The following is a 20,890-nucleotide window of genomic DNA, read 5'->3' on the forward strand; positions in this document are numbered from 1 at the left end:
TGCGGTGATACGGATGGGGGTCCGGACCGGCAGAGTCCGGCGATTTTGAAGACGAGGGAGGGACGCAACATGCTCAAGGGCATCAATCCATTGCTCAATGCCGACGTGCTCTATGCCCTGCGGGCGATGGGGCACGGTGATCGCCTGGTGGTGTGCGACACCAATTTTCCGGCCGACTCGATCGCGCGCCGGAGCGTGCTCGGCAGGCTGCTGCGCATCGACAATGTAAGCGCCGCCGGGGCGGTCGAAGCCGTTCTCTCGGTGATGCCGCTCGATTCATTTGTCGATGATGCCGCGATCCGCATGGAGATTGTCGGACAACCGCAGGAAGTGCCCCCCGTGCAGCGCGAGGTGCAGGCCGCGATTGATCGAGCCGAGGGACGATCCTGGCCGCTGGTCGGGATCGAGCGCCATGCGTTCTATGAGAAGGCCAAGACGGCCTATTGCGTGATCGCAACCGGCGAGCGGCGCTTCTACGGCTGTTTCCTGTTCAGCAAGGGCGTCATTGCGCCGGACGGGGAGTGACGACATGAGCAAGAATGGCGTCGCCGTCCTCGGCGTCTTCGTCGTCGATCTCGCGTTCCGCGCCGGCAACATGCCGGCGATCGGCGAGACCATCGCCGGTTCGGGATTCGCCATGGGGCCCGGCGGCAAGGGATCCAACCAGGCCGTCGCGGCCGCACGGGCCGGCGCCAGCGTGAGCTTCATCTCGCGGATCGGCAGCGATGCCTTCGGCGAGCTTGCGATCAAGACCTGGGAGACCGAGGGAATTCGGCCGCGCGTGGCCAGGACGGCGGAAGCGCCGACCGGCGCAGCCTTCATTTATGTCCACGAGACGCGCGGCGACAACGCGATCATCGTGGTGCCTGGTGCCGCAGGCGCCATCAGCCCGGCTGACGTCGACGCCGCGGCTGACGCTATCAGCGGCTCCCGCGTGTTCGTGACGCAGCTCGAGCAGCCGGTCGATGCGGCGCGGCGCGGGCTCGAGATCGCGCGCGCTGCCGGCAGCATCACGGTGTTCAATCCGGCGCCGCGATCAAGTTCGACGACGATGGCCTGTTTGCGCTCTGCGATTATGTCGTCCCCAACGAGACCGAGGCTGAAGGGTTGACTGGCATCGCGGTGAGCGACCTCGCAGCGGCGCGCCGCGCCGGCGATGCCCTGCTGGCGAAGGGCGCCGGCACGGCGCTGATCACCCTTGGCGAGCGTGGCGCCCTGTTCCACGGGCGGGACCGTTCGCTGCACGTGCCGCCGTTCGCGGCCGGCAAGGTGGTGGAAACCGCCGGCGCGGGCGACGCGTTCGTCGGCGGTTTCGCGGCGGCCCTCGCTGATGGCGCCGATCCGCTCGAGGCTGCGCGCTTCGGCTCGGCGACGGCCGGAATCTCGGTGACGCGGCCGGGCACGGCGCCCGCAATGCCGCGGCGGGCAGAGATCGACGCGCTGCTGAAGGGATGATCCTGCGATGATGCGGAATGATCCGATCAAGCATGTCTTCATCTGGCCGGCGGTGCTCGTCGTGCTGGCGATCTCGATCTTTCCGCTGATCTATTCGCTGACCACGAGCTTCCTGAGCTATCGCCTCATTCCACCGATCCCGCCGCGGGTGGTCTGGCTCGGCAACTATGCCACGCTGTTGCAGGAGCCGCGGTTCTGGAGTGCGCTCTTCACCACGACGCTGATCGCCTTCATCGCGGTCGGACTGCAATATGCGATCGGGTTCGGCGTCGCGCTGGCCCTGAACGCACGGGTGCCGGGCGAGCGGCTGTTTCGCGTTGCCCTGCTGCTGCCGATGCTGCTGGCGCCCGTGGCGGTCGCGCTGGTCGCGCGCATGATCTTCAACCCCACGATGGGACCGCTCAATCAGTTCCTGGCGAAATTCGGGTTGGCCAATCTGCCGTTCCTGACCAACGGGCATTGGGCGCTCGCCTGCATCATCGCGGTCGAGGTCTGGCAGTGGACCCCGTTCATCATCCTGATGATGCTGGCCGGTCTGCAAACGCTTCCCGAGGACGTCTACGAGGCCGCCGAGCTCGAGAACGCCAGCGCTTGGCAGCAGTTCTGGGGGATCACGTTTCCGATGATGCTGCCGATCTCGGCTGCCGTCGTCTTCATCCGCCTGATCGAGAGCTACAAGATCATGGACACCGTCTTCGTGATGACCGGCGGCGGGCCGGGCGTCGACACCGAGACGCTGACATTGTTCGCCTATCAGGAAGGCTTCAAGAAGTTCAACCTCGGCTACACGTCGGCGCTCAGCTTCCTGTTCCTGATCGCGATCACGATCATCGGCGTCACCTATCTGGCGCTGCTGCGGCCGCATCTGGAGAAGCGCCGATGAGCGGGCAGAGCCTGACCGGACTGTCACCATGGAGCCGCCGCCTGGTCGCAGTCGGCGTCCTCGCCTGGTGCCTGATCACGGTGTTTCCGCTCTATTGGGTGGTGGTGACGGCTTTCAAGACGCCGCCGGGCGTCGTCGGCGGGCCGACCTATCTGCCGTTCATCGACTTCACGCCGACCTTGCAGCCGTTCATCGATCTCTATCAGGGAATCCGCGGCGAGTTCTTCCACACCTTCCTGAACTCGACCATCGTCGGCCTGTCCGCAGCGGCGATCGCCACTGCGATCGGCGCGATGGCGGCCTATGCGCTGGTGCGGTTCGAATTCAAGGTAAGACTTGGCGCGGGCCTGGTGTTCTTCCTGCTCGCGCTCGGCGGCTATCTGCTGTTCAACGCGACGTTGGGATTGACCCGCCCGCAGGCGCTGTTGCTCGCCTTTCCGATCGCGCTGATCGCAGCCGTCGTCGCCAACCGTCTGCCGTTGTCCGGACCGATTCTCGGCAATGAGGACATCCTGTTCTGGTTCGTCAGTCAGCGCATGTTCCCGCCGATCGTCACGGCGTTTGCGCTGTATCTGCTCTACAGCGAGATCGGCCGGCTCGGTTTCCAGCTGATCGACAGCTTCGTCGGCCTGACGCTGTGTTACGTCGCCTTCTCGCTGCCGATCGTCGTCTGGCTGATGCGCGACTTCTTCGAGGCGATCCCGATTGAGGTCGAAGAGGCGGCGATGGTCGACAATGTGCCGAGCTGGCGCATCTTCATCGGCATCGTGGTGCCGATGTCGATGAACGGGCTGCTGGCGACGTTCATGATCACGCTGGCCTTCGTCTGGAACGAGTTTCTGTTCGCGCTGTTCCTGACCAATTCCAGATGGCAGACGCTGCCCATTCTGGTGGCCGGACAGAACAGCCAGCGCGGCGACGAATGGTGGGCGATATCGGCTGCGGCGCTCGTCGCCATCGTTCCCATGATGATCATGGCGGGCCTGCTCAGCCGCATGATGCGGTCGGGCCTGCTGCTCGGGGCCATCAAATAGTAAAAACTTTGTAGGGAGGACTAGACGATGTTGCGACGGACGTTCCTGATGCTGACCACCTCGCTCGCGATCACGGGCGCTGCGAGCCAGGCGAATGCTGCCTGTAGTCCGGATTATACCGGCGTCACCCTGACGGTGGCGTCGCAGACCGGACCGTATATCGCCTCCGCGCTCAAGCTCGGCGCCGACGAATGGGCGAAGAAGACCTGCGGCAAGGTCAATGTCGTGGAGTTTCCCTGGTCCGAGCTTTATCCGAAGATCGCGACATCGCTGACCGCGTCGGACGCGACGTTCGACCTCGTCAGCTTCGCGCCGGCCTGGCTGCCGGACTTCGTGCCCTATCTCAGCGAGATGCCGAAGGAGATGCAGTCCGGCAAGGACTGGGACGATATCGAGCCGGCCTATCGCGAGCGTCTGATGGTGTGGGAAGGCAAGATCTACTCGCAATCGATGGACGGCGACGTCCATACCTATACGTATCGCACCGACCTGTTCAGCGATCCCAAGGAGAAGGACGCGTTCAAGGCCAAATACGGTTACGACCTCGCGCCGCCGAAGACCTGGAAGCAGTATCTCGACATCGCGGAGTTCTTCCAGCGGCCCGACAAGGGCCTGTGGGGCACGGCGGAAGCCTTCCGCCGCGGCGGTCAGCAGTTCTGGTTCTTCTTCAGCCATGCGGCGGCCTACGCCAACAATCCGAACTACCCGGGCGCGATGTTCTTCGACCCCGAGACGATGGACGCACAGATCAACAACCCGGGCTGGGTGAAGGGGCTCGAGGAATACATCCGTGCATCGAAGCTTGGGCCGCCCAACGCGCTGAACTTCTCGTTCGGCGAGGTGAACGCGGCCGTGGCCGGCGGCCAGGTCGCGGAATCGATCGGCTGGGGCGACACCGGCGTGATCGCCGCCGACCCGAAGCAGTCGAAGATCTCGGGCAAGGTCGGCTCGGCGATGCTGCCCGGCTCGGACGAGATCTGGAACGCGAAGACCAAGAAGTGGGATAAATTCCCGAGCGTCATTCCGGGCCCGTTCATGGCATTCGGCGGCTGGCAGATCGCGGTGCCGAAGGCCGGCAAGAACCAGCAGGCGGCGTGGGACTTCGTCAAGACACTGACAAGTCCTGACGTGTCGGGCCAGGCGGCGATCACCGGCGGCAGCGGCGTCAATCCCTATCGCAAATCGCACACCGCCAATCTGCAATTGTGGAGCAAGATCTTCTCGCCGGAAGAGGCCAAGGAATATCTCGGCGCGCAATCGGACTCGATCAATGCCAAGAACGTCGCACTCGACATGCGTCTGCCCGGCTACTTCTCCTATACCGAGGTGGTGGAGATCGAGCTCGGTAAGGCACTGGCCGGCCAGACCACGCCGCAGGCCGCGCTCGACGCGATGGCGAAAGAGTGGAATCGGCTGACCGACGAGTTCGGCCGGGCCAAGCAGCTCGCGGCCTATCGCGCCGCGATGGGCCTTCCGCCGAAGAACTAGCTTTTGACCGAGGCGTCCCGGATGATGCGCGAGCGTCGTCCGGGACTTCATCTGCCGTCGACGAAGGGACGGAAAAGGATTCCATGGCGCACGTCGAGATCGAGAACGTCAGCAAGGCATACGGGCCCTACAAGATCATCGAAGGCCTCGACCTCAACGTGGCCGACGAGGAATTTGTCGTGCTGGTCGGCCCGTCCGGCTGCGGCAAGACCACGACGTTGCGCATGATCGCGGGACTGGAGGCCGTCACCAGCGGAACCATCCGCATCGGCAACCGCGACGTGACGCAGTTGCGGCCGGGCTTGCGCAATTGCGCGATGGTGTTCCAGAACTACGCGCTGTATCCGCACATGACGGTCGGGGAGAACATCGGCTACGGCATGAAGGTGCGCGGCGAGCAGCGCGCCAGCATCGAGAAGGCCGTCAATGACGTAGCGCGCGTGCTTGACCTCGAGCAATATTTGCAGCGCCGGCCCAAGCAGCTTTCCGGCGGCCAGCGCCAGCGCGTGGCGATCGGTCGGGCCATCGTGCGCAGTCCGGACGTTTTCCTGTTCGACGAGCCGTTGTCCAATCTCGACGCCAAGCTCCGCATCGAGATGCGGACCGAGATCAAGGCACTGCACCGTCGCCTCGCCAAGACGATCGTCTATGTCACGCATGACCAGGTCGAAGCCATGACGATGGCCGACCGCGTCGTGGTGATGAATCGCGGACGGATCGAACAGGCGGCCGATCCGATCACGATCTACGAGAAGCCCAGCAATCTCTTCGTCGCGGGCTTCATGGGCGCACCGAGCATGAACTTCATCCACGGCGAGATCACAGCCCGCGACGGCGCGCTCACCTTCACCGAGTCGTCGGGCACGGCGTTGCGAATACCGAAGTCGCGGGAGGCGGCCTATGCGGGCAGCGTCGGCAAGCCCGTGGTCCTTGGCGTGCGTCCTGATCATGTGTTGCGCGAAGGCGCGCCCGCGGGCTCTTCCGTCCGCATGCTTGTGAAGGACGTGGAGCCGCTCGGGCCGCACACGCTGGTGATCGGGACCGTCGGCGCCTTCGCGTTCACGGCGCAGATGCAGGTCGGTGTTGCCGCGGAGCCGGATCATGTGATCGATGTCGCGCTCGATCTCGAGCGGACGCATTTGTTCGACAAGGCGTCGGGGATGGCCATTGCCTGATCTACCGCCGGCGCAACAATCGCCCGCTTAGTTGCAGAACCCTCGCGCTCGCCGGACCGTATCGGACGGATACAGGCCAAATGCGGAGCGGTAAACCGCCGCGAAACGGCCCATGTGCGTAAAGCCCCACTTCAGCGCAACCTCGCTGACCGGAAGCATGTTCTCCGGTCGCGACAGTTCATCGTGGATTGCCTCAAGTCGAATTTGTCGCAAATAGGCGACCGGCGTCGTGCCGTGGATCTTGCGGAATCCCAGTTGCAGCAATCGGCCGCTAACGCCAACCGTCCCGGCAATATCTGCGATCGTCAGAGGCAGATGGGGATTGGCGCGCATATATTCGACCGCCCGCCGGATGTAACGCGGCGGCGCATCCGGTGGATAGCGGTTCAACCGGTCGGTCAGCCGGTGGGGGACATTCTCGAGGATGAGCTGCAGCGCAGCCTCGGATAGCAGCGCGCTTGCTTTCGGAGAGCGTGTCAGGATGCCGTCATACAGACCGGTGGCGCTCGCGCGAATGAGCTGAAGAAGGGTCTGCCCGGCGCCGGTCGACAGATCGACGATCGGCGTCAAATTGAGATCTTCCAGCGCCGTGTTCCCGAGCGTCGCGGACAGGACCTTCGACACCATGCCCGTGTGCAAGGTGAGCGTCACGCTCGAGTATCTTCCATCGACCGCTTCAACCCGCTGCGCTTGCATCGTCGGAAGCGGCACGATGGCGATCTCGGATGGGGTTCGCTGGACGTTCTTGCCTGCAATGAGCATTTCGGCCTTGCCGGCATTCAGCAGGCTGATTGCAAGCTCTCCCGACGTGCTCTCGTAGGAATAGTGCCAATCCCAACCGGCAGACAGATCCGCCCGCACGACGTCGATTTCTGCTCCAACGGCAACATCGGTATGCCATCGAAACGCGTCCTCAGGCCGCGGTGAGGAGTGCGCATTGATCCCGTGAGGATGGAGTATCTCCAGCAGCTCCTCGAACGAAGATCCCGAACGCGTCGGTGGTGCAGCGAGAATGTCTTCGACCATCAAATCCTAACCATCGGATGTTTGCCGTCCGCCACACGCATAGACCGCACCGCCACATTAGCACAGCTTTGGTGAGTTCGGCTCAAGCTCTCCGCGATAGCTTCAATATCCGATTTTCGAACGAGATATCCGGATCGCGCAATCGGCTGCCAAAGGTAACATTTGATCGAATTCGCTCGCCCCTATTGCGCGAAAGTTCCGATTTCAATTCAGGGGCGCTGACGTTTTCAGAGCGCGAGTCGAGAGCGCGAGCGAAAACAGAAGCTGCGCGCGCTTGCGTTCGACCTTGCTAGCCACAATCCGAATGCCTCCATCCGGAATGCGATGCGGTCCATGGACTCATAGCCCATTTGGCCTAAATGCTTTCGACCTACTCAAACGGGTTATGGAAGCATGCTTACAAGGATAACTTGCGTATTCGCGCTCACGGTTCTTTCGTCCATGCCTGCGCTGGCCGATAGCTGCGCAGATCACGTCCAGAGCACCGGCGTTCCGATGGTAACGGGCATGACGCACAAGACCTGGATGATTTTCCCGGCGGTCAATCCCGGTGCTGCCCTCGACAAGGTGTCCCGCGCCGTTCTGGCGGAGGGTTTGTCGGTGTGAACGTCGACAAGAAGCTCGGCACCGTGACCACGCAGCAGGAGACCACCGGATCCGGCCGGCCACAAACATTGCAAGTCGTCGTTCGCAAGGACGGCAAAGGCAGCCGCGTCGATGCGACCTTCACTCTACCGCAAGGACAATTGGCTCCAGGCGTCGGCGACAACCTCTGCCGCGTCGTGAACGCAGCCGGTCAATGAACTCCGTCCATCTGTGAAGCAAGGCTGACGCGCGAATTGTAGCCGGCCGCGCGTGTAAGGGTGTCGTCCGGTCCGAGGCCGGGCGAACCATCCATGTTGAGGGAATCGGGACGCAGGCGCCGGCCTGCGCCCACAGCAATGAAGCAGGAGATATGATGCGTAGGGCTCGCTTTCTGAAAGTCGTTTTGACGGCCACCACCGGCGTTATGATGTTTTCCGCCTCCGCGATCTCGGCTCCGCTCCAGCACAGCGCCGGTGTTGCGGCCGCGGTGCCGGCGGTGACCGAGAAGGTCTGGTGCCGTTATGGGAATTGCGATGGCGGTGCCGCGGTCGGCGGGCTGGTCGGCGGCCTCATCGGCGGCGTCATCGCAGCCGGTGCGGCCAATGCCGCCGCGCAGCAGGAAGCTGCCGCGGCCCAGCAGCACGCAACGTCGTGCGCGCAGCGCTATCGCTCATACGATCCGGCGTCGAATACGTTCCAGGCAAAGGACGGCCGGCGCTATCCCTGCCAGTAAGCGTTTGAGGTCCAACCGAGCTTGCTCCGGCCGGTGAGCCGGAGCAGGCGTTCGACCGCCCCGGGAGCCGCAACGGGACCTCTGCCGGCGAATTGAGCAAGATATTCGGCTGAATCGGTTCCCGCCCTGCGTCTGGATGCGCGGATCGAGCGGGCTTTATCGGAAATCGCAGGGCGAGCCGCCGACTGCGGCTTCTGACGCGGTTGCTTTCTATGTTATCACCTGATCCATCGAAACTGCGCTCGTGGCAGAACCTGCCCGAACCCTGGCGAATCTGGATCTCGATGATGTTGTCGCTTCCCAAGACCAAAATACGCGTGCTGCTGCTGGAGGGCGTGAATGATTCCGCAGTCCGGATGTTCGAGGCGAACGGCTATACCGAGCTGCAACGCCTGCCCAAGGCGCTGGGACCGAAAGAACTCAGGCAGGCGCTGTCGGGCATCCATATGCTGGGAATTCGGTCGCGGACCCAGTTGACCGCGGAAATCCTCGAGGCCGCCGACCGATTGCTCGTTGTCGGCTGCTTTTCGGTCGGCACCAATCAGGTCGATCTCGACGCCGCGCGAAAGCTCGGAATCCCCGTGTTCAATGCGCCATACTCCAACACCCGTAGCGTGGCGGAGCTGACCATCGCCGAGATCGTCATGCTGTTCCGCCGGATCTTTCCGCGTTCGGTCTCTGCACATGCCGGCGGCTGGGACAAGTCCGCCGAAGGCAGCCGTGAAGTGCGCGGCAAGACGCTGGGCATCGTCGGCTACGGCAACATCGGCTCGCAGCTGTCGAACCTCGCCGAAGCCATGGGCATGCGCGTGATCTATTTCGATCAGACCGATAAGCTCCGCCATGGCAACACCGAGCCCGCTGAATCGCTCGACGCGTTGCTCGCAGCGAGCGATGTCGTTTCGCTTCACGTGCCGGAGACGCCGACCACCGCCAACATGATCGGCGCGGCCCAGCTCCAGCTGATGAAGCCTGAGGCCTATCTGATCAACAACTCACGCGGCACCGTGGTCGATCTCGATGCGCTGGCGAGCGCCTTGCGCGAGGGCAAGCTGGCGGGTGCCGCAGTCGACGTGTTTCCGGTCGAACCGGTGTCGAACGAGGCGCGCTTCGTCTCGCCGCTGCAGGGCCTCCCCAACGTCATCCTCACGCCGCATGTCGGTGGTTCGACGGAAGAAGCGCAGGATCGCATCGGCGGCGAAGTTGCACGCAAGCTGATCGATTATTCCGATGTCGGGTCGACCTTCGGCGCGGTCAATTTTCCGCAGGTGCAATTGCCGGCGCGACCGACCGGCACCCGTTTCATTCATGTTCACCGCAATGTTCCGGGCGTCATGCGTCAGGTCAACGACGCGGTGTCCCGGCACGGGATCAACATCCTCGCGCAATATCTGCAGACCGATCCGGAAGTCGGCTATGTCGTGCTCGAGACCGACGTGGTCGGCGGCGAGGGCGAGGGCTTGCTGGCCGATTTGAAGGCCATCGACGGCACGATCCGGGTGCGGGTGCTGTACGACGCGAACCGGCCGCAGGGCTGATCGACCGCGTCAGTCCGCCGAGAACCCGAACGGAACGCTCGAGGTTCTGAAATCGTCCGGAAGAATCTCGCGTCCGATCGGCGGCGCCGACCGCGCCGCGCATCTCGGGCGATGGCAGACCCGGCAGGCGACGCCGATCGGGGTCGGCTCGTCCGCGTTCGGCCCCTGTCCGTCGCGCGTGTAGATCAGCTGGCCGGCATGCTCGGCGGCGCAGCCGATTGCGATCGCCCGTTCGACGCGGATGGCGCCGAACGCGCCGCCGCCGGCGGTCACGGTGCGGGCGATCGAAAAGAACCGCTGACCGTCGGGCAATTCCAGCCATTGCGTGACGATCTGGCGCGGCGTCTTGAAGATGTCGTGGACCGACCATAGCGGGCATGCGCCGCCGTGTTTCGCAAACGGGAAGCCGGCGCCATCGAGCAGCTTGGAAATGTTGCCGGCGGGATCGACGCGGATCAGGAAGAACGGGATCTTTTCGAGACCCGGCCGCTGCAAGGTCGTGACGCGGTGTGCGGTCTGCTCGAAGCTGGTGCCGAATTGACGCGCCAGCGCCTCCAGATCGTAGCGGCGCGTGTCGACCGCTTTCGCAAACACCGAATACGGCATGATGAGTGCAGCCGCGGCATAGGCGGCAAGCGCGCGGCGGGCCAGCAACTCGGCGCTCTTGCTGGTGAACTTGCCGTCTTCCACCGCCGCGCCGATCTCGTCTTCCAGCTCCAGATAAGCGAGTTGCTTGGCGAGCTGGAAATTGAGGCCTGCGGTATCGAGCGAGTCCTCGAGCAGCAATTGTCGGCGATGCAGGTCCAGTCGCCTGACCGAACCGAGCATGACGTTGGGTGGCAGATAGCGGACCTGAAGCTTATGGCGATCGCGAAGCCGCTCGATGAATCCGGCTGGTCCGGCGGGTTCGTGGACAAGGCGCTCGGCGGCATCGTCGAGATTGGCGAAATTGTTGCGGCGCGCGGCGAGAAAGCGCCGGACTTCCGCAACGGGGTCGTTGGCGTCGAAGTTCTCGCCCGGCAGTAACGCTGCGCCCGCCAGGTCCGGTGCCCGTCGCTCCGCGAGCGCCAGCTGCTCTTCGCGATAGGCGGTGTAGAGGCGCAGGAACGCCTCGGTCATTCCGGGATAGCTGACCGCGAGGTCGCTGACTTCGAGTGTGGGGATGTCGATGTCGGCAAACATCGGCTCCTTCAGGACGGACTGCATGCGCGCAGTGTGGTCGGCGCCGCCGTCGCCGGCGAGATCGGCCAGATCGATCTTGTAGGTGCGGGCAAGGCGAAGCAGCATGTCTGCCGTCACCGGGCGCTGATTGCGTTCCAGCAGTGCGACATAGGGGGCGGAGATCTCGAGATCGGCCGCCATATCGGCCTGGGTCAACCCGAGATCGCGCCGCAGCCGGCGGAGTCGGGGGCCCATGAAAACCGAGCGGGCGCTTGAGGTTGCCATCGTCAAATCCGGGTTGATGTAAGATTCTTACAACAATACATCAGTTTCTTGTAAGTTATGACAAGTTTTCCGCGCCAGGTCTAGCTCCCCACGCCGCCGTGGGTCACAAACGGTGCAGTTATTTCGTCACCGAAGGGATCACGGACATGAACTTCCAACCGCGCGGGATCAGCGACCGGGCCATCCAGGGACCGGCTTCGTATCAGAGCGAGATTGAGGCGGCCGAAGCGCTCCTCAAGACCAAGGACACCTGGAACGGCGTCACCGCGGAAGCCGTGGCGCGCATGCGCCTGCAGAACCGCTTCAAGACCGGTCTGGATGTCGCCCGCTACACGGCTGCGCTGATGCGCGCCGACATGGCCGCCTATGACGCCGACAGCACCAAGTACACCCAGTCGCTGGGTTGCTGGCACGGCTTCATCGCCCAGCAGAAGCTGATCTCGGTCAAGAAGCACTTCGGCAATACCGACCGCCGCTATCTCTATCTCTCCGGCTGGATGATCGCTGCGCTGCGCTCCGAGTTCGGCCCGCTGCCGGATCAGTCGATGCACGAGAAGACCTCGGTGCCGGCCCTGATCGAGGAGCTCTACACCTTCCTGCGTCAGGCGGATTCCCGCGAGCTCAACGACATCTTCCGCGCGCTCGATGCGGCCCGCAAGGAAGGCGACAAGGCCAAGGAAAAGGCGCTGATCGAGAAGATCGACAACTTCCAGACCCACGTCGTGCCCGTCATCGCCGACATCGACGCCGGCTTCGGCAACGCGGAAGCGACCTACCTGCTCGCCAAGAAGATGATCGAGGCGGGCGCCTGCGCCCTGCAGATCGAGAACCAGGTCTCGGACGAGAAGCAGTGCGGCCACCAGGACGGCAAGGTGACCGTGCCGCATGAGGTCTTCATCGCGAAGATCCGTGCTTGCCGCCATGCGTTCCTCGAGCTCGGCGTCGAAGACGGCATCATCGTGACCCGTACCGACTCGCTCGGCGCCGGCCTGACGCAGCAGATCGCCGTGAGCCACAAGCCCGGCGACCTCGGCGACCAGTACAACAGCTTCCTCGATTGCGAGGAAGTGACGGCTGCCAATGCGCGCAACGGCGACGTCATCATCAACCAGAACGGCAAGATGATGCGTCCGAAGCGTCTGCCCAGCAACCTCTATCAGTTCCGTCCCGGCACTGGTGCGGATCGCTGCGTGCTCGACTGCATCACCTCGCTGCAGAACGGTGCTGACCTGTTGTGGATCGAGACCGAGAAGCCGCATATCGAGCAGATCGCTTCGATGGTCGATCGCATCCGCAAGGTCATTCCGAACGCGAAGCTTGCCTACAACAACTCGCCTTCCTTCAACTGGACCCTCAACTTCCGTTGGCAGGTCTATGACGCGATGAAGGAAGCCGGCAAGGATGTCAGCAAGTACAACCGCGCCGAACTGATGAAGGTGGAATACGACGGTACGCCGCTGGCGATCGAAGCCGACGAGCGGATCCGTACCTTCCAGGCGGATTCGGCCAAGCGCGCCGGTATCTTCCACCACCTGATCACGCTGCCGACCTATCACACGGCTGCACTGTCGACCGACAATCTCGCGAAGGAGTATTTCGGCGACCAGGGCATGCTCGGTTACGTCAAGAACGTGCAGCGCGCGGAAATCCGTCAGGGCATCGCATGTGCGAAGCATCAGAACATGGCGGGCTCCGACATCGGCGACGACCACAAGGAATACTTCGCCGGTGAGGCTGCCCTCAAGGCGGGCGGTGTCCACAACACGATGAACCAGTTCGGCTAATCGAACGGATCATTCCGACTATCGGCTGGACAGGCTGGCTTGCGAGCAGCCGCCCGTCCGCCGGCCTGACGGGGGCGGTTTCGACCACGGTGACGCGGTCGAGATCGCCCCCGCAGCGTTTCCAAAGCCGCTTGCTGCCTGGCTTCCGTGCTTTTTTGGATCTGGCTGCCGGCATTAGATGCGATCCGCGGCAGCATTCACCGCCGTCGTCCCTGCGAAAGCAGGGACCCATACTCCGCGGCGGTAGTTGTGATCGGGATTTGTCGTTCCGTCGTCGCACAACGATCGGCATTTGTGGTTATGGGTCCCTGCTTTCGCAGGGACGACAGCGAATGCTTTCTACGATCTGCGAGTCACGGCATCGGCCTTCTCGCGACATGAAATTCATTCGCCTGGAACTAGGCGCGCGATCGGCGGCCGCGCGAGGCGGCGGTGTCTGCGGCGGGACAGATAGAGCAGCAGGCCGGTCACGGCGAACAGCGGCATCATCGCGGCCGCCAGCATGAAGGCGAGCTTGCCGAGCCATCCCAGGATAGCGCCGCGGTGGATGTCGAGCACGCCGGCAAGGACGCGCTCGCTGAACCTTTTGTCCGCGTAGCGATCGGAGGAAATGACGCGCCCGGTGACGGCATCGATGCGGAATTCGTCACGCACGCTCTCAAGCGACGAATCCCGCGCCCATGACCGCACGCGCACCGCTGTGCCTGCGCCGGCCGGAAGGGTCAGCAGAGCCCTGCCGTAATCGTTGTTCTCCTGCTGCAGGAACGCTGACCAGACGTGATCGAACACGAGCGGCGTTGCCTCGGCCTTCGCGTCCGCCCTGGCTTCATCCTTGCTCTCGGCAGCCGTTGCGCCGCGCGGTGGTTTCGGCTGCATCGCCGCGGCGGTGGCCTGAGGCCGCGCCAGCAGCCAGTTGGCGCCCGCCTTGTACCATTCGAACGAGTACCACAGGCCGGTCAGCGTCATCACCAGATAGACCGGCAGCACCCAGGTGCCGATCACTGCGTGCAGCGAGCGGTGCAGGCCGCGGCCGCGCAGACCCAGATTGGGCTTCAGCCACATCTTGATGCTGCGTGCGCGATGCGGCCAGCGCAGCACGAGGCCTGATATCAGCATCACGATCAGGCAGATCGCGGCTGACCCCGTGATCTTGCGGCCGATGCCATTGCCGTCGCCCGGCAGCAGCAGCCAGCGATGCAGCTTGCGGACGGTGGCGAAGAAATCCTCGCCGCGCGGCGAGCCGAGCAAATGTCCGTTGTAGGGATCGACGTAAACCGAGGACGGCCGCGTGCCGCCGTCGCTGCGGGCAAAGCGGATGTGCGCCGCGGCCGATGGATCGCTGGACATGCTGACGACCGAAACCTTGCCGAAATCGCCCGCCGCCCGAAGCCGCGCGACCAGTTCGTCCGGCGTGAGTCGCCGGGTGGCGCTGGCATCGACGCGCATCATCTGGCTGTTCAGGCTGGCTTCGATCTCATCCTCAAAGGCCATCGTTGCGCCGGTCAGGCCGACCACTGCCCAGACCAGCGCCAGCACCAGCCCAACGACGGAATGCACCTGCAGCAGCGCGGCCTTGATCGGACGTCGGACATCACTCATCGAAGCCGGCCTTTCGGATCAGGGCGATTGCGGCCGCTTGATGCGCGGCGATTTCATCGACGGGCAGCGCATCCGTAGCGAACGATCCGATACCCTCAACGATCGGCGGCCGCTTCGCGGTCGCAAGCACCGGATATTCCAGCTCGGCGGTCGCAAGGATCGTCTGGGCCTCGGCCGTGACGAGGAATTCGAGGAAGGCGCGCGCGGCAGATGGATGCGGAGCGTGCCGGGCAATCGCCGCGCCAGTCAGATTGACGTGGCTGCCGCCGCCGGTGAACGCGGTCGGCACGGCCTTCACGGCATCGGCCCATGCGCGCCAATCATTGCCTTCGCGGCCGTCGCGGAGCTGTGCCAGCGCGACCGTGTTGCCGATGCCGATGTCGCAGCGTTCCTCAGCGATCTCGCGGACCACATCATTGTCCTTGCCGGCCGGCTTGTGGGCGAGATTGGCCTTCATCCCGGCGAGCCAGGTCTGTGTCGCATCCGTCCCGTGATGCGCGAGATAGGCCGCGATCAGCGCGACATTGTTCTGGTGCGCGGCCGGCCGCATGCACAATTTGCCGCGCCATTTGGGATCGGCGAGTTCTTCATACGTGATTGCGACGAGGGCACTGTCCTTGCGCGCGAACATCACGCGCGGACGAACGGCGAGCGCGATCCACTGGCCGTCGTTGCCGCGCAGGTTCGCCGCCACCGCCTGATCAAGCGCGGGCGACGCAAGCGCCTGTGTCAGCCCGCGCGTCACAAGCTGGGCTGTCTTGTCGAGACCGATGGTGAGCAGCACATCCGCGGGCGAATTGTCGCCTTCCGATGTCAGGCGCTTGACCAAACTGTCCTCGATGAAGACGGTCTTGACCTTGGTGCCGCTCGCTGCCGTGAAGGCCGCGATGGCTGGCTCGACCAGATTGGCTTCCCGGGTCGAATACAACGTGAGCTCGTCGGCGCGGACGGTGTTGACGAGCGCGGTCGCAGCCAGGACGGCAAGCAGTCCGATCGCTGTCCGAACCGCGCCCATGCTAGAATTTTGCCGTTGCCGAGAGCGAGAAGCGGCGTGCGTCGCCCATCGCCACGGCCAGATTGCTGACGGCCGAGGGATAGTAGACGGTGTCGAACAGGTTCTTGACGTTGAACTGGTAGATCACCGGGAAGGTCTGGACCTTGGTCTCGTAGGTCGCAAACACATCCGCGACGGTGTAGGCCGGCAGCACGAAGCTGTTCGCGGCATCGCCGGGCCGATCGCCGACATGGCGCGCGCCGCCGCCGAGCCGCAGCCGGCCGGGCAGGGTGGTGCCGAAATCATAGACCAGATAGAGCGATGCGGTGTTGAGCGCGACGTTCTGCAAGGCGTTGCCGGCGAGCGTCGGATCCTCGGTGACTCGTGCATCGGTATAGGCGTAACTGCCGATCATGCTCCAGCTATCGGTCAGCCGTCCGGTGACGTCGAGCTCGACGCCGCGTGAGCGAACCTTGCCGGCGGTGCGGTACTCGACGATGCCGGTCGAGGCGTTGAGCTGCGAGACCAGCACATTCTTCTTGTCGATGTCGTAAAGCGCAAGCGTGCCGGAGATCCGCTTGTTGAAGTCGAACTTGACGCCGGTCTCCCATTGGGTGCCCTCTTCGGGAGCGATGTTGGAGCCGATCACGACGCCGCCGGTGAGCGGCGCGATGGTCGAGGTCGGCTTCAGCGACTGCGTGTAGCTCGCATACAGCGAGACCTCATCGGTGAGCTTGAGGATGGCGCCGCCGAGCGGCAGTGCCTTGTCCCCCGAGACGTTGGTGTTGGTGATGAAGGGCCGGCCCCTGCCGGCGATCTGGTCATAGTCCATGTAGCGCACGCCGCCGACCAGCGCGAAGCGCTCGGTCAGATGCAGCGTGTCCTGGAAGAACAGCGACCACTGGCCGAGCTTGTCGGTCTGGGCGCTGTCAGTGGCGGAGACCGTGGTGCCCGGCGAGATCAGGCCATAGACCGGATTGTAAAAGTTGAAGCTCGGCGTCGCCTGCCGGATCAGATTGTCGCGGTAGATCGTGCGGTACTGGCCGTCGCCGCCGAACAGCACCTCGTTGCGCATATTGCCGAACCAGAAATTGCCCTGCAGATAGGAGGTGCCGTAGCCGGCATTGCTGAGCGAGCCCCACGTGCCGTCATTGCTGCGGGTCTCGACACCGGTCTTGGTGTTGATGCCGGTGATGCGGAGCTGATTGGCGCTGAAGGTCTCGGTGTTGTAGCTGTAGGCGCCGAACAGCTTCCAGTCCAGATTCAGCCGGTGCACGACCGAGGCCTGCATCAGGTCGGACGTTCCCCAAACATTGTTGAATGGCTCGTCGAGTCGGCGCGTTGCCGGGATCGCCAGCGGCGCCTTGGTTACGGAATCGAACGCAGTGCCGCGGTCGAACGGCGTGATGAATTCGCGGTGCTCGTAGTTCAACTGGACGGTGGTGTTCTCGCCGTACCAGGCCAGCGACGGCGCGACCAGCCTCTCGCGGTGGCGTCCGAAATTGCGCCAATAGTCCTCGCTGACGCCATAGCCGATGAAGCGATAGGCGAGGCCGCCATTGCCGATCGGGCCGGTGATGTCGATCGCTCCGTCGGCGCCGGTCTTCGAATTGGCGTAGGTCGAGCCGAGCAGGGTCACCGAGCCGTGCTGATAGAGCTCGGGACGCCTGCCGATCGTGTTGACGATGCCGCCGGGGTCCATGATGCCGTAAAGCAGCGACGCCGGGCCTTTCAGCACCTCGACGCTCTCGACCGCCGCGTTGAGGCTGCGGCCCTGTACCAACGGCATGCCGTTACGCATGATCGAGCCGTCGCGGTTGTCGCCGAAGCCGCGACGCATCACGGCGTCCTGAGTGCCGGCCAGCGTATTGCCCTGGGTGACGCCGCTGACATTGGCAAGCGCATCGTCGAGATTGCGCGGCAACTGATCCTTCAGCACCTGCTCGGGCACGACGTTGACCGTTTGCGAGGTGTCGAGCGGCGAGGCGCCGCTGCGCAAGGTGGTCGAACTCGGCATCGCGCGGTAGTGGAGCTTCGCCTCGTTCAGCGCCGCGGCACCAGCTGCTGCGCGCTCCGATGGTGTCGGTGGCGGCGGCTGGGCATTCCGGCTGCGCTGCCATGCTGCTGCGGCCGCCTGGGTTCGCTGCGCCGACGGCGCCGAACTGGCTGCAGGCTTGCGCTTCTGCGTCGGCTGCTCGACCATGACCGGCGGCAAGGCGACGCTCGATTGGGCGCTTGCCGGCGTCACCGCGGAGGAGACATCGGCGAGCAGGAACGCTGCGCCGATCAGCAGGCGGGTGCGGCCCTTGTCGGCGGCATTTCGATGGTCGCCGACGACCCGGCGATCAGCATTCACAGGCACTCTTCGACTTCCGATTCACGCGAACTCATTCACGCCGCGCCTCTAGCAGTCGGCGCCCGCGAAATGAACCGGAGCAGACTTGAATCCCTCTAACCGAGTTGGATTTGAACCGTTCTAAGACGCAGCAAGGCGCGCGCGCGTGCGCGAGCCCTGCACCTCATGACTTGATTGTCTCGTTAGCGCGTCAAATGGTCGCGCGATGATGGCCTGAGACTGCGGTCGCTATCGCGTCACACCTCAAGCGTAGTGTCTGCCGTAGGTCGCGCGATTCGCCTCACGACATCGCCAGGCTGACCGGCGCTTTGCCGACCATGCCCGTGCTGACGCCATCGCGTGCCATCGATTCGATCTCGCTCCAGTTCTCGCGAAAGATCCGTGCCGCCTCGTTGGCGCTTTCCGCCTGGATCGTCAGACTGCACGCGCGTCTGGTGCCGTTGCTGGCGAGCTGGAAGTAGAGGACATAGCCAGACGATTCCGCGCTCCGCGCGTCCAACGGTGCCTGCTGCATGTAGGTTTTCCCCATAGTGTTCTTGTTGCGCCACCCGCAGATAGGATTTGACAGGGATGCGGCGCCTTCGTGATTCAAATCGCGCAATCTTCACGATTGCGCATTTTGTTCAGCGGTGTTGCCGGGATTCAACAGGAGATGGAACCCGCGCCGCGCGTTTGACTGCAACTCAGCAGCGATCGCGACGTGGCCTCAACCGCGGTGCGGCCTAAGCATCGTGTCCGGATGCACCATCAGGGTTTCCTGGATCGAGGTCGCGAGCATCGACCCATTGCGATCATGGACGCGGGCGATCGACAGCCCGCGGCCGCCATCGGCGCAGGGACTTTCGGTTTCGACATGCATCCAGGAGTCGGGCGAAAATGCGCGGTGAAACCAGATGCAGTGGTTGAGGCTCGACAGGTAAAGCGGCGCGCGTGATTGCAGATCGCGGAGATGGCCGCCGACGCTGGAGAAGTTGAGCCACCAATCCGAGAGATAGGCGAACACCGCGGCCTGGGCGCGGGAACCTGATGTAAGCGGCCGCCTGTTCCTGATCCAGAAGCGCAAGCACGGCCTTGCGGTCGCGGCCGACAACTGATGTTCGATCGCGGGGATGCGGAAATCCATGCTGGGCTTGACGTGCTGGGAGTAAGGACCAAGCGGCCGCAACTGCGCCATCAACGCATCAGGGATCATGCTCAGGTCGGGCAGGCTTTCCGGATCTTCGGACCGTGCAAACGGCGAGGCGTGCCGCGGACCCGGCTGCGGTGCGCAGAACGTGGCGTGCGCGCTCAGCACGGCGTGCCCGTCGCCCTGGCTGCCGACTACATGGCGCGAGGAGAATCGCTTGCCGTCCTGGAGGACCTGCGCGTAAGGTGATGCGCCGCGTGGGATCGGCACCGCGCAGGAACAGGAGCTGCAGCATCGCGGCCGGGCGATCGTCGGGAGCGCTGAGTGTCGCGGCCATCATGGCCTGGCCGAGGATCTGGCCGCCATAGGAACGGCCGTTGAGGTTGCCGTCGCCGAAGCGGCTGCGATAGCGCAGCGGGGCGATGGTTTCGAGCGAGACCAGCGCCTCGGCTGCCTTGCCGTCCCATGGATCGCACGCGATGTCGTCAGGCTGCGCGCCGCGGATGTCTTGCCCGTCCATCACATCGCCGGGAATTTCTGCGGTCCCGGATAGAGCGGATAGCCGGCCGCTACGCCGTACTCGCTGATGCCGAATCCGGTCTCGTTGCCGCTTTCGAGCCGGACGACATGGTCCGACAATGTGCGTGCGATGGCGCGCGTCGCGGCATCGTCCAGGTTCCAGATGTCGTGCGCGGCATGGTGCTCGCCGCGATCGTCGCCGTGGGTCCAGCCTTGCAGGCCGCCATACATGCCGGCCTTGAGATAAAATCGCGTCGGCAATCCCAGCATCCTGACGTGGCGCGGCTCGCCGCGCTCGAAGGTGAAGGTGAAATCGGCTGCCGTGATGGTCTGGCCGAGCGGATCGTCAGCCCATTCGATCTTGTGCTCCACCGAGATCACCTCGCGATGCGACATCGATCCGTCCGCCTCGCGGCGGAACTCGGTGCCAGAGAGGTAATGCGGCTTGCCCGGCGTGCGCTCCTTGATGAAGATCGACAGCGCCGATGCCTCGAACTGGAACATCGACCAGGTCCAGAAGAAATTGCGATGGGTCGCAACCGGCGGCTTGGTCTCGTCGGTGCGCATCTCGGAGCGCAGGCCCCAGGAGCGGTCGCGCTGTCCCCACCACAGCTCCGGCTCGATCTCGTAACGCTTGCCGTCGGCAACGATCCAGCCGCGCCAGCGGCCGAATTGCGAGACGCGGGCGAGGTCCTCCTCGACGACGCCATTGCGCTCGCGGAAATTCTGCTTCTCCTGCGCCGCCGGAAAGCTCGCCTTGAATTCGAGCTCAAAGCTGATGCCGGACGGGTTCTCGGCGAGCGACAGCCGGTGCAGACCCATGCCCTCGACGATCTCGATCCTGAGCCCGCCGACCTCCGTCTCCAGCGGACGGTTTCCGAGCCGGCGCGAGGCGCGGAAATTGTGCTGGCGGCGGCCGATCGTGATGCCGGCAAAGCCGTCCATCACGTTGCGGTTTGGGTAGTAGCCGAGCCCGATATCGATCAGCAGTTCGCTGCCGTCGATCGGATGTGCGGTGTACCAATAACGCTCGGTAAATCTGATGTCGCCGCCGCCTGCCTTGGCAAACGGCTGCGGCGTCTGGTGGCCGATGAGATCGTCCTGGGCTGTCAGCATTGTTCTTGTCCTTGTGTTTGAGCCGGGGATGCG

The 20,890-nt window shown here is 64.0% G+C and carries 18 protein-coding genes and 1 pseudogene; 10 read left to right on the forward strand and 9 right to left on the reverse strand.

Annotated features, from left to right (window positions below):
- The first annotated feature begins 69 nt into the window (after positions 1 to 69).
- The 6 genes and pseudogenes from H8A92_RS10280 (at position 70) to H8A92_RS10305 (ending at position 6,035) form a co-directional block, all read left to right on the forward strand.
- A complete protein-coding gene (locus tag H8A92_RS10280; protein WP_229195695.1) occupies positions 70 to 525 on the forward strand; it encodes an RbsD/FucU family protein in 456 nt (151 codons plus the stop codon).
- Positions 526 to 529: 4 nt separating this feature from the next.
- A pseudogene (locus H8A92_RS10285) lies at positions 530 to 1,455 on the forward strand (ribokinase).
- Positions 1,456 to 1,462: 7 nt separating this feature from the next.
- Positions 1,463 to 2,338 carry a carbohydrate ABC transporter permease gene (locus tag H8A92_RS10290; RefSeq protein WP_163156212.1) on the forward strand — a complete coding sequence of 292 codons (876 nt, stop codon included), beginning with the start codon at positions 1,463 to 1,465 and terminating at the stop codon, positions 2,336 to 2,338.
- The gene (locus H8A92_RS10295; RefSeq protein WP_229195696.1) at positions 2,335 to 3,372 is read left to right on the forward strand and encodes a carbohydrate ABC transporter permease; all 1,038 of its coding nucleotides are present in this window, start codon (positions 2,335 to 2,337) and stop codon (positions 3,370 to 3,372) included. The genes H8A92_RS10290 and H8A92_RS10295 overlap by 4 nt, the downstream gene beginning before the upstream one ends.
- A 48-nt stretch (positions 3,373 to 3,420) precedes the next feature.
- A complete protein-coding gene (locus H8A92_RS10300) occupies positions 3,421 to 4,860 on the forward strand; it encodes an extracellular solute-binding protein (RefSeq protein WP_338026530.1) in 1,440 nt (479 codons plus the stop codon).
- Between the two features lie 83 nt (positions 4,861 to 4,943).
- Positions 4,944 to 6,035, forward strand: a complete 1,092-nt coding sequence (locus H8A92_RS10305; protein WP_229195698.1) for an ABC transporter ATP-binding protein — start codon at positions 4,944 to 4,946, stop codon at positions 6,033 to 6,035.
- A 27-nt stretch (positions 6,036 to 6,062) separates the two neighbouring features.
- Here the strand turns inward: H8A92_RS10305 and H8A92_RS10310 are convergent, their stop codons facing one another.
- Positions 6,063 to 7,061 (reverse strand): helix-turn-helix transcriptional regulator, encoded by a 999-nt coding sequence (locus tag H8A92_RS10310; protein ID WP_229195699.1) that lies wholly within the window; start codon positions 7,059 to 7,061, stop codon positions 6,063 to 6,065.
- 602 nt (positions 7,062 to 7,663) lie between these two features.
- Here H8A92_RS10310 and H8A92_RS10315 point away from each other — a divergent pair.
- The 3 genes from H8A92_RS10315 (at position 7,664) to serA (ending at position 9,917) form a co-directional block, all read left to right on the forward strand.
- Positions 7,664 to 7,864 carry a hypothetical protein gene (locus tag H8A92_RS10315; protein WP_229195700.1) on the forward strand — a complete coding sequence of 67 codons (201 nt, stop codon included), beginning with the start codon at positions 7,664 to 7,666 and terminating at the stop codon, positions 7,862 to 7,864.
- Positions 7,865 to 8,019: 155 nt separating this feature from the next.
- Entirely contained in the window at positions 8,020 to 8,379 is a 360-nt protein-coding gene (locus H8A92_RS10320; RefSeq protein WP_229185860.1) for a BA14K family protein, read from the forward strand.
- 284 nt (positions 8,380 to 8,663) lie between these two features.
- Positions 8,664 to 9,917: a phosphoglycerate dehydrogenase gene (gene serA / locus H8A92_RS10325; protein WP_229195745.1), complete on the forward strand. Its 1,254-nt coding sequence runs from the start codon at positions 8,664 to 8,666 to the stop codon at positions 9,915 to 9,917.
- A gap of 9 nt (positions 9,918 to 9,926) precedes the next feature.
- Here serA and H8A92_RS10330 read toward each other — a convergent pair whose 3' ends face one another.
- Complete coding sequence (locus H8A92_RS10330; protein ID WP_229185862.1) at positions 9,927 to 11,363, reverse strand: helix-turn-helix domain-containing protein; 1,437 nt, start codon at positions 11,361 to 11,363, stop codon at positions 9,927 to 9,929.
- A gap of 146 nt (positions 11,364 to 11,509) precedes the next feature.
- Between H8A92_RS10330 and H8A92_RS10335 the strand changes: the two genes are divergently transcribed.
- Positions 11,510 to 13,147: an isocitrate lyase gene (locus tag H8A92_RS10335; RefSeq protein WP_229195701.1), complete on the forward strand. Its 1,638-nt coding sequence runs from the start codon at positions 11,510 to 11,512 to the stop codon at positions 13,145 to 13,147.
- 384 nt (positions 13,148 to 13,531) lie between these two features.
- On the opposite strand, the gene H8A92_RS10340 is transcribed toward H8A92_RS10335, so the two are convergent.
- The 7 genes from H8A92_RS10340 to H8A92_RS10365 form a co-directional block, all read right to left on the reverse strand.
- The gene (locus H8A92_RS10340; protein WP_229195702.1) at positions 13,532 to 14,746 is read right to left on the reverse strand and encodes a PepSY-associated TM helix domain-containing protein; all 1,215 of its coding nucleotides are present in this window, start codon (positions 14,744 to 14,746) and stop codon (positions 13,532 to 13,534) included.
- Positions 14,739 to 15,761: an extracellular solute-binding protein gene (locus H8A92_RS10345; RefSeq protein ID WP_229195703.1), complete on the reverse strand. Its 1,023-nt coding sequence runs from the start codon at positions 15,759 to 15,761 to the stop codon at positions 14,739 to 14,741. Before H8A92_RS10345 ends, H8A92_RS10340 begins: the two co-directional genes overlap by 8 nt.
- A 1-nt stretch (position 15,762) precedes the next feature.
- Positions 15,763 to 18,096: a TonB-dependent siderophore receptor gene (locus tag H8A92_RS10350; RefSeq protein WP_229195746.1), complete on the reverse strand. Its 2,334-nt coding sequence runs from the start codon at positions 18,094 to 18,096 to the stop codon at positions 15,763 to 15,765.
- 280 nt (positions 18,097 to 18,376) lie between these two features.
- Entirely contained in the window at positions 18,377 to 18,610 is a 234-nt protein-coding gene (locus H8A92_RS10355; protein ID WP_229195704.1) for a hypothetical protein, read from the reverse strand.
- Between the two features lie 192 nt (positions 18,611 to 18,802).
- Positions 18,803 to 19,288, reverse strand: coding sequence for an acyl-CoA thioesterase (locus tag H8A92_RS10360; protein WP_338026525.1), 486 nt, complete (start codon positions 19,286 to 19,288; stop codon positions 18,803 to 18,805).
- Positions 19,278 to 19,742 carry a hotdog family protein gene (locus H8A92_RS40970; protein ID WP_338026526.1) on the reverse strand — a complete coding sequence of 155 codons (465 nt, stop codon included), beginning with the start codon at positions 19,740 to 19,742 and terminating at the stop codon, positions 19,278 to 19,280. Before H8A92_RS40970 ends, H8A92_RS10360 begins: the two co-directional genes overlap by 11 nt.
- Entirely contained in the window at positions 19,742 to 20,857 is a 1,116-nt protein-coding gene (locus H8A92_RS10365) for an Rv3169 family protein (RefSeq protein WP_229195706.1), read from the reverse strand. Before H8A92_RS10365 ends, H8A92_RS40970 begins: the two co-directional genes overlap by 1 nt.
- Positions 20,858 to 20,890 lie beyond the last annotated feature (33 nt).

The organism is Bradyrhizobium acaciae (assembly GCF_020889785.1).
Taxonomy (GTDB): domain Bacteria; phylum Pseudomonadota; class Alphaproteobacteria; order Rhizobiales; family Xanthobacteraceae; genus Bradyrhizobium; species Bradyrhizobium acaciae.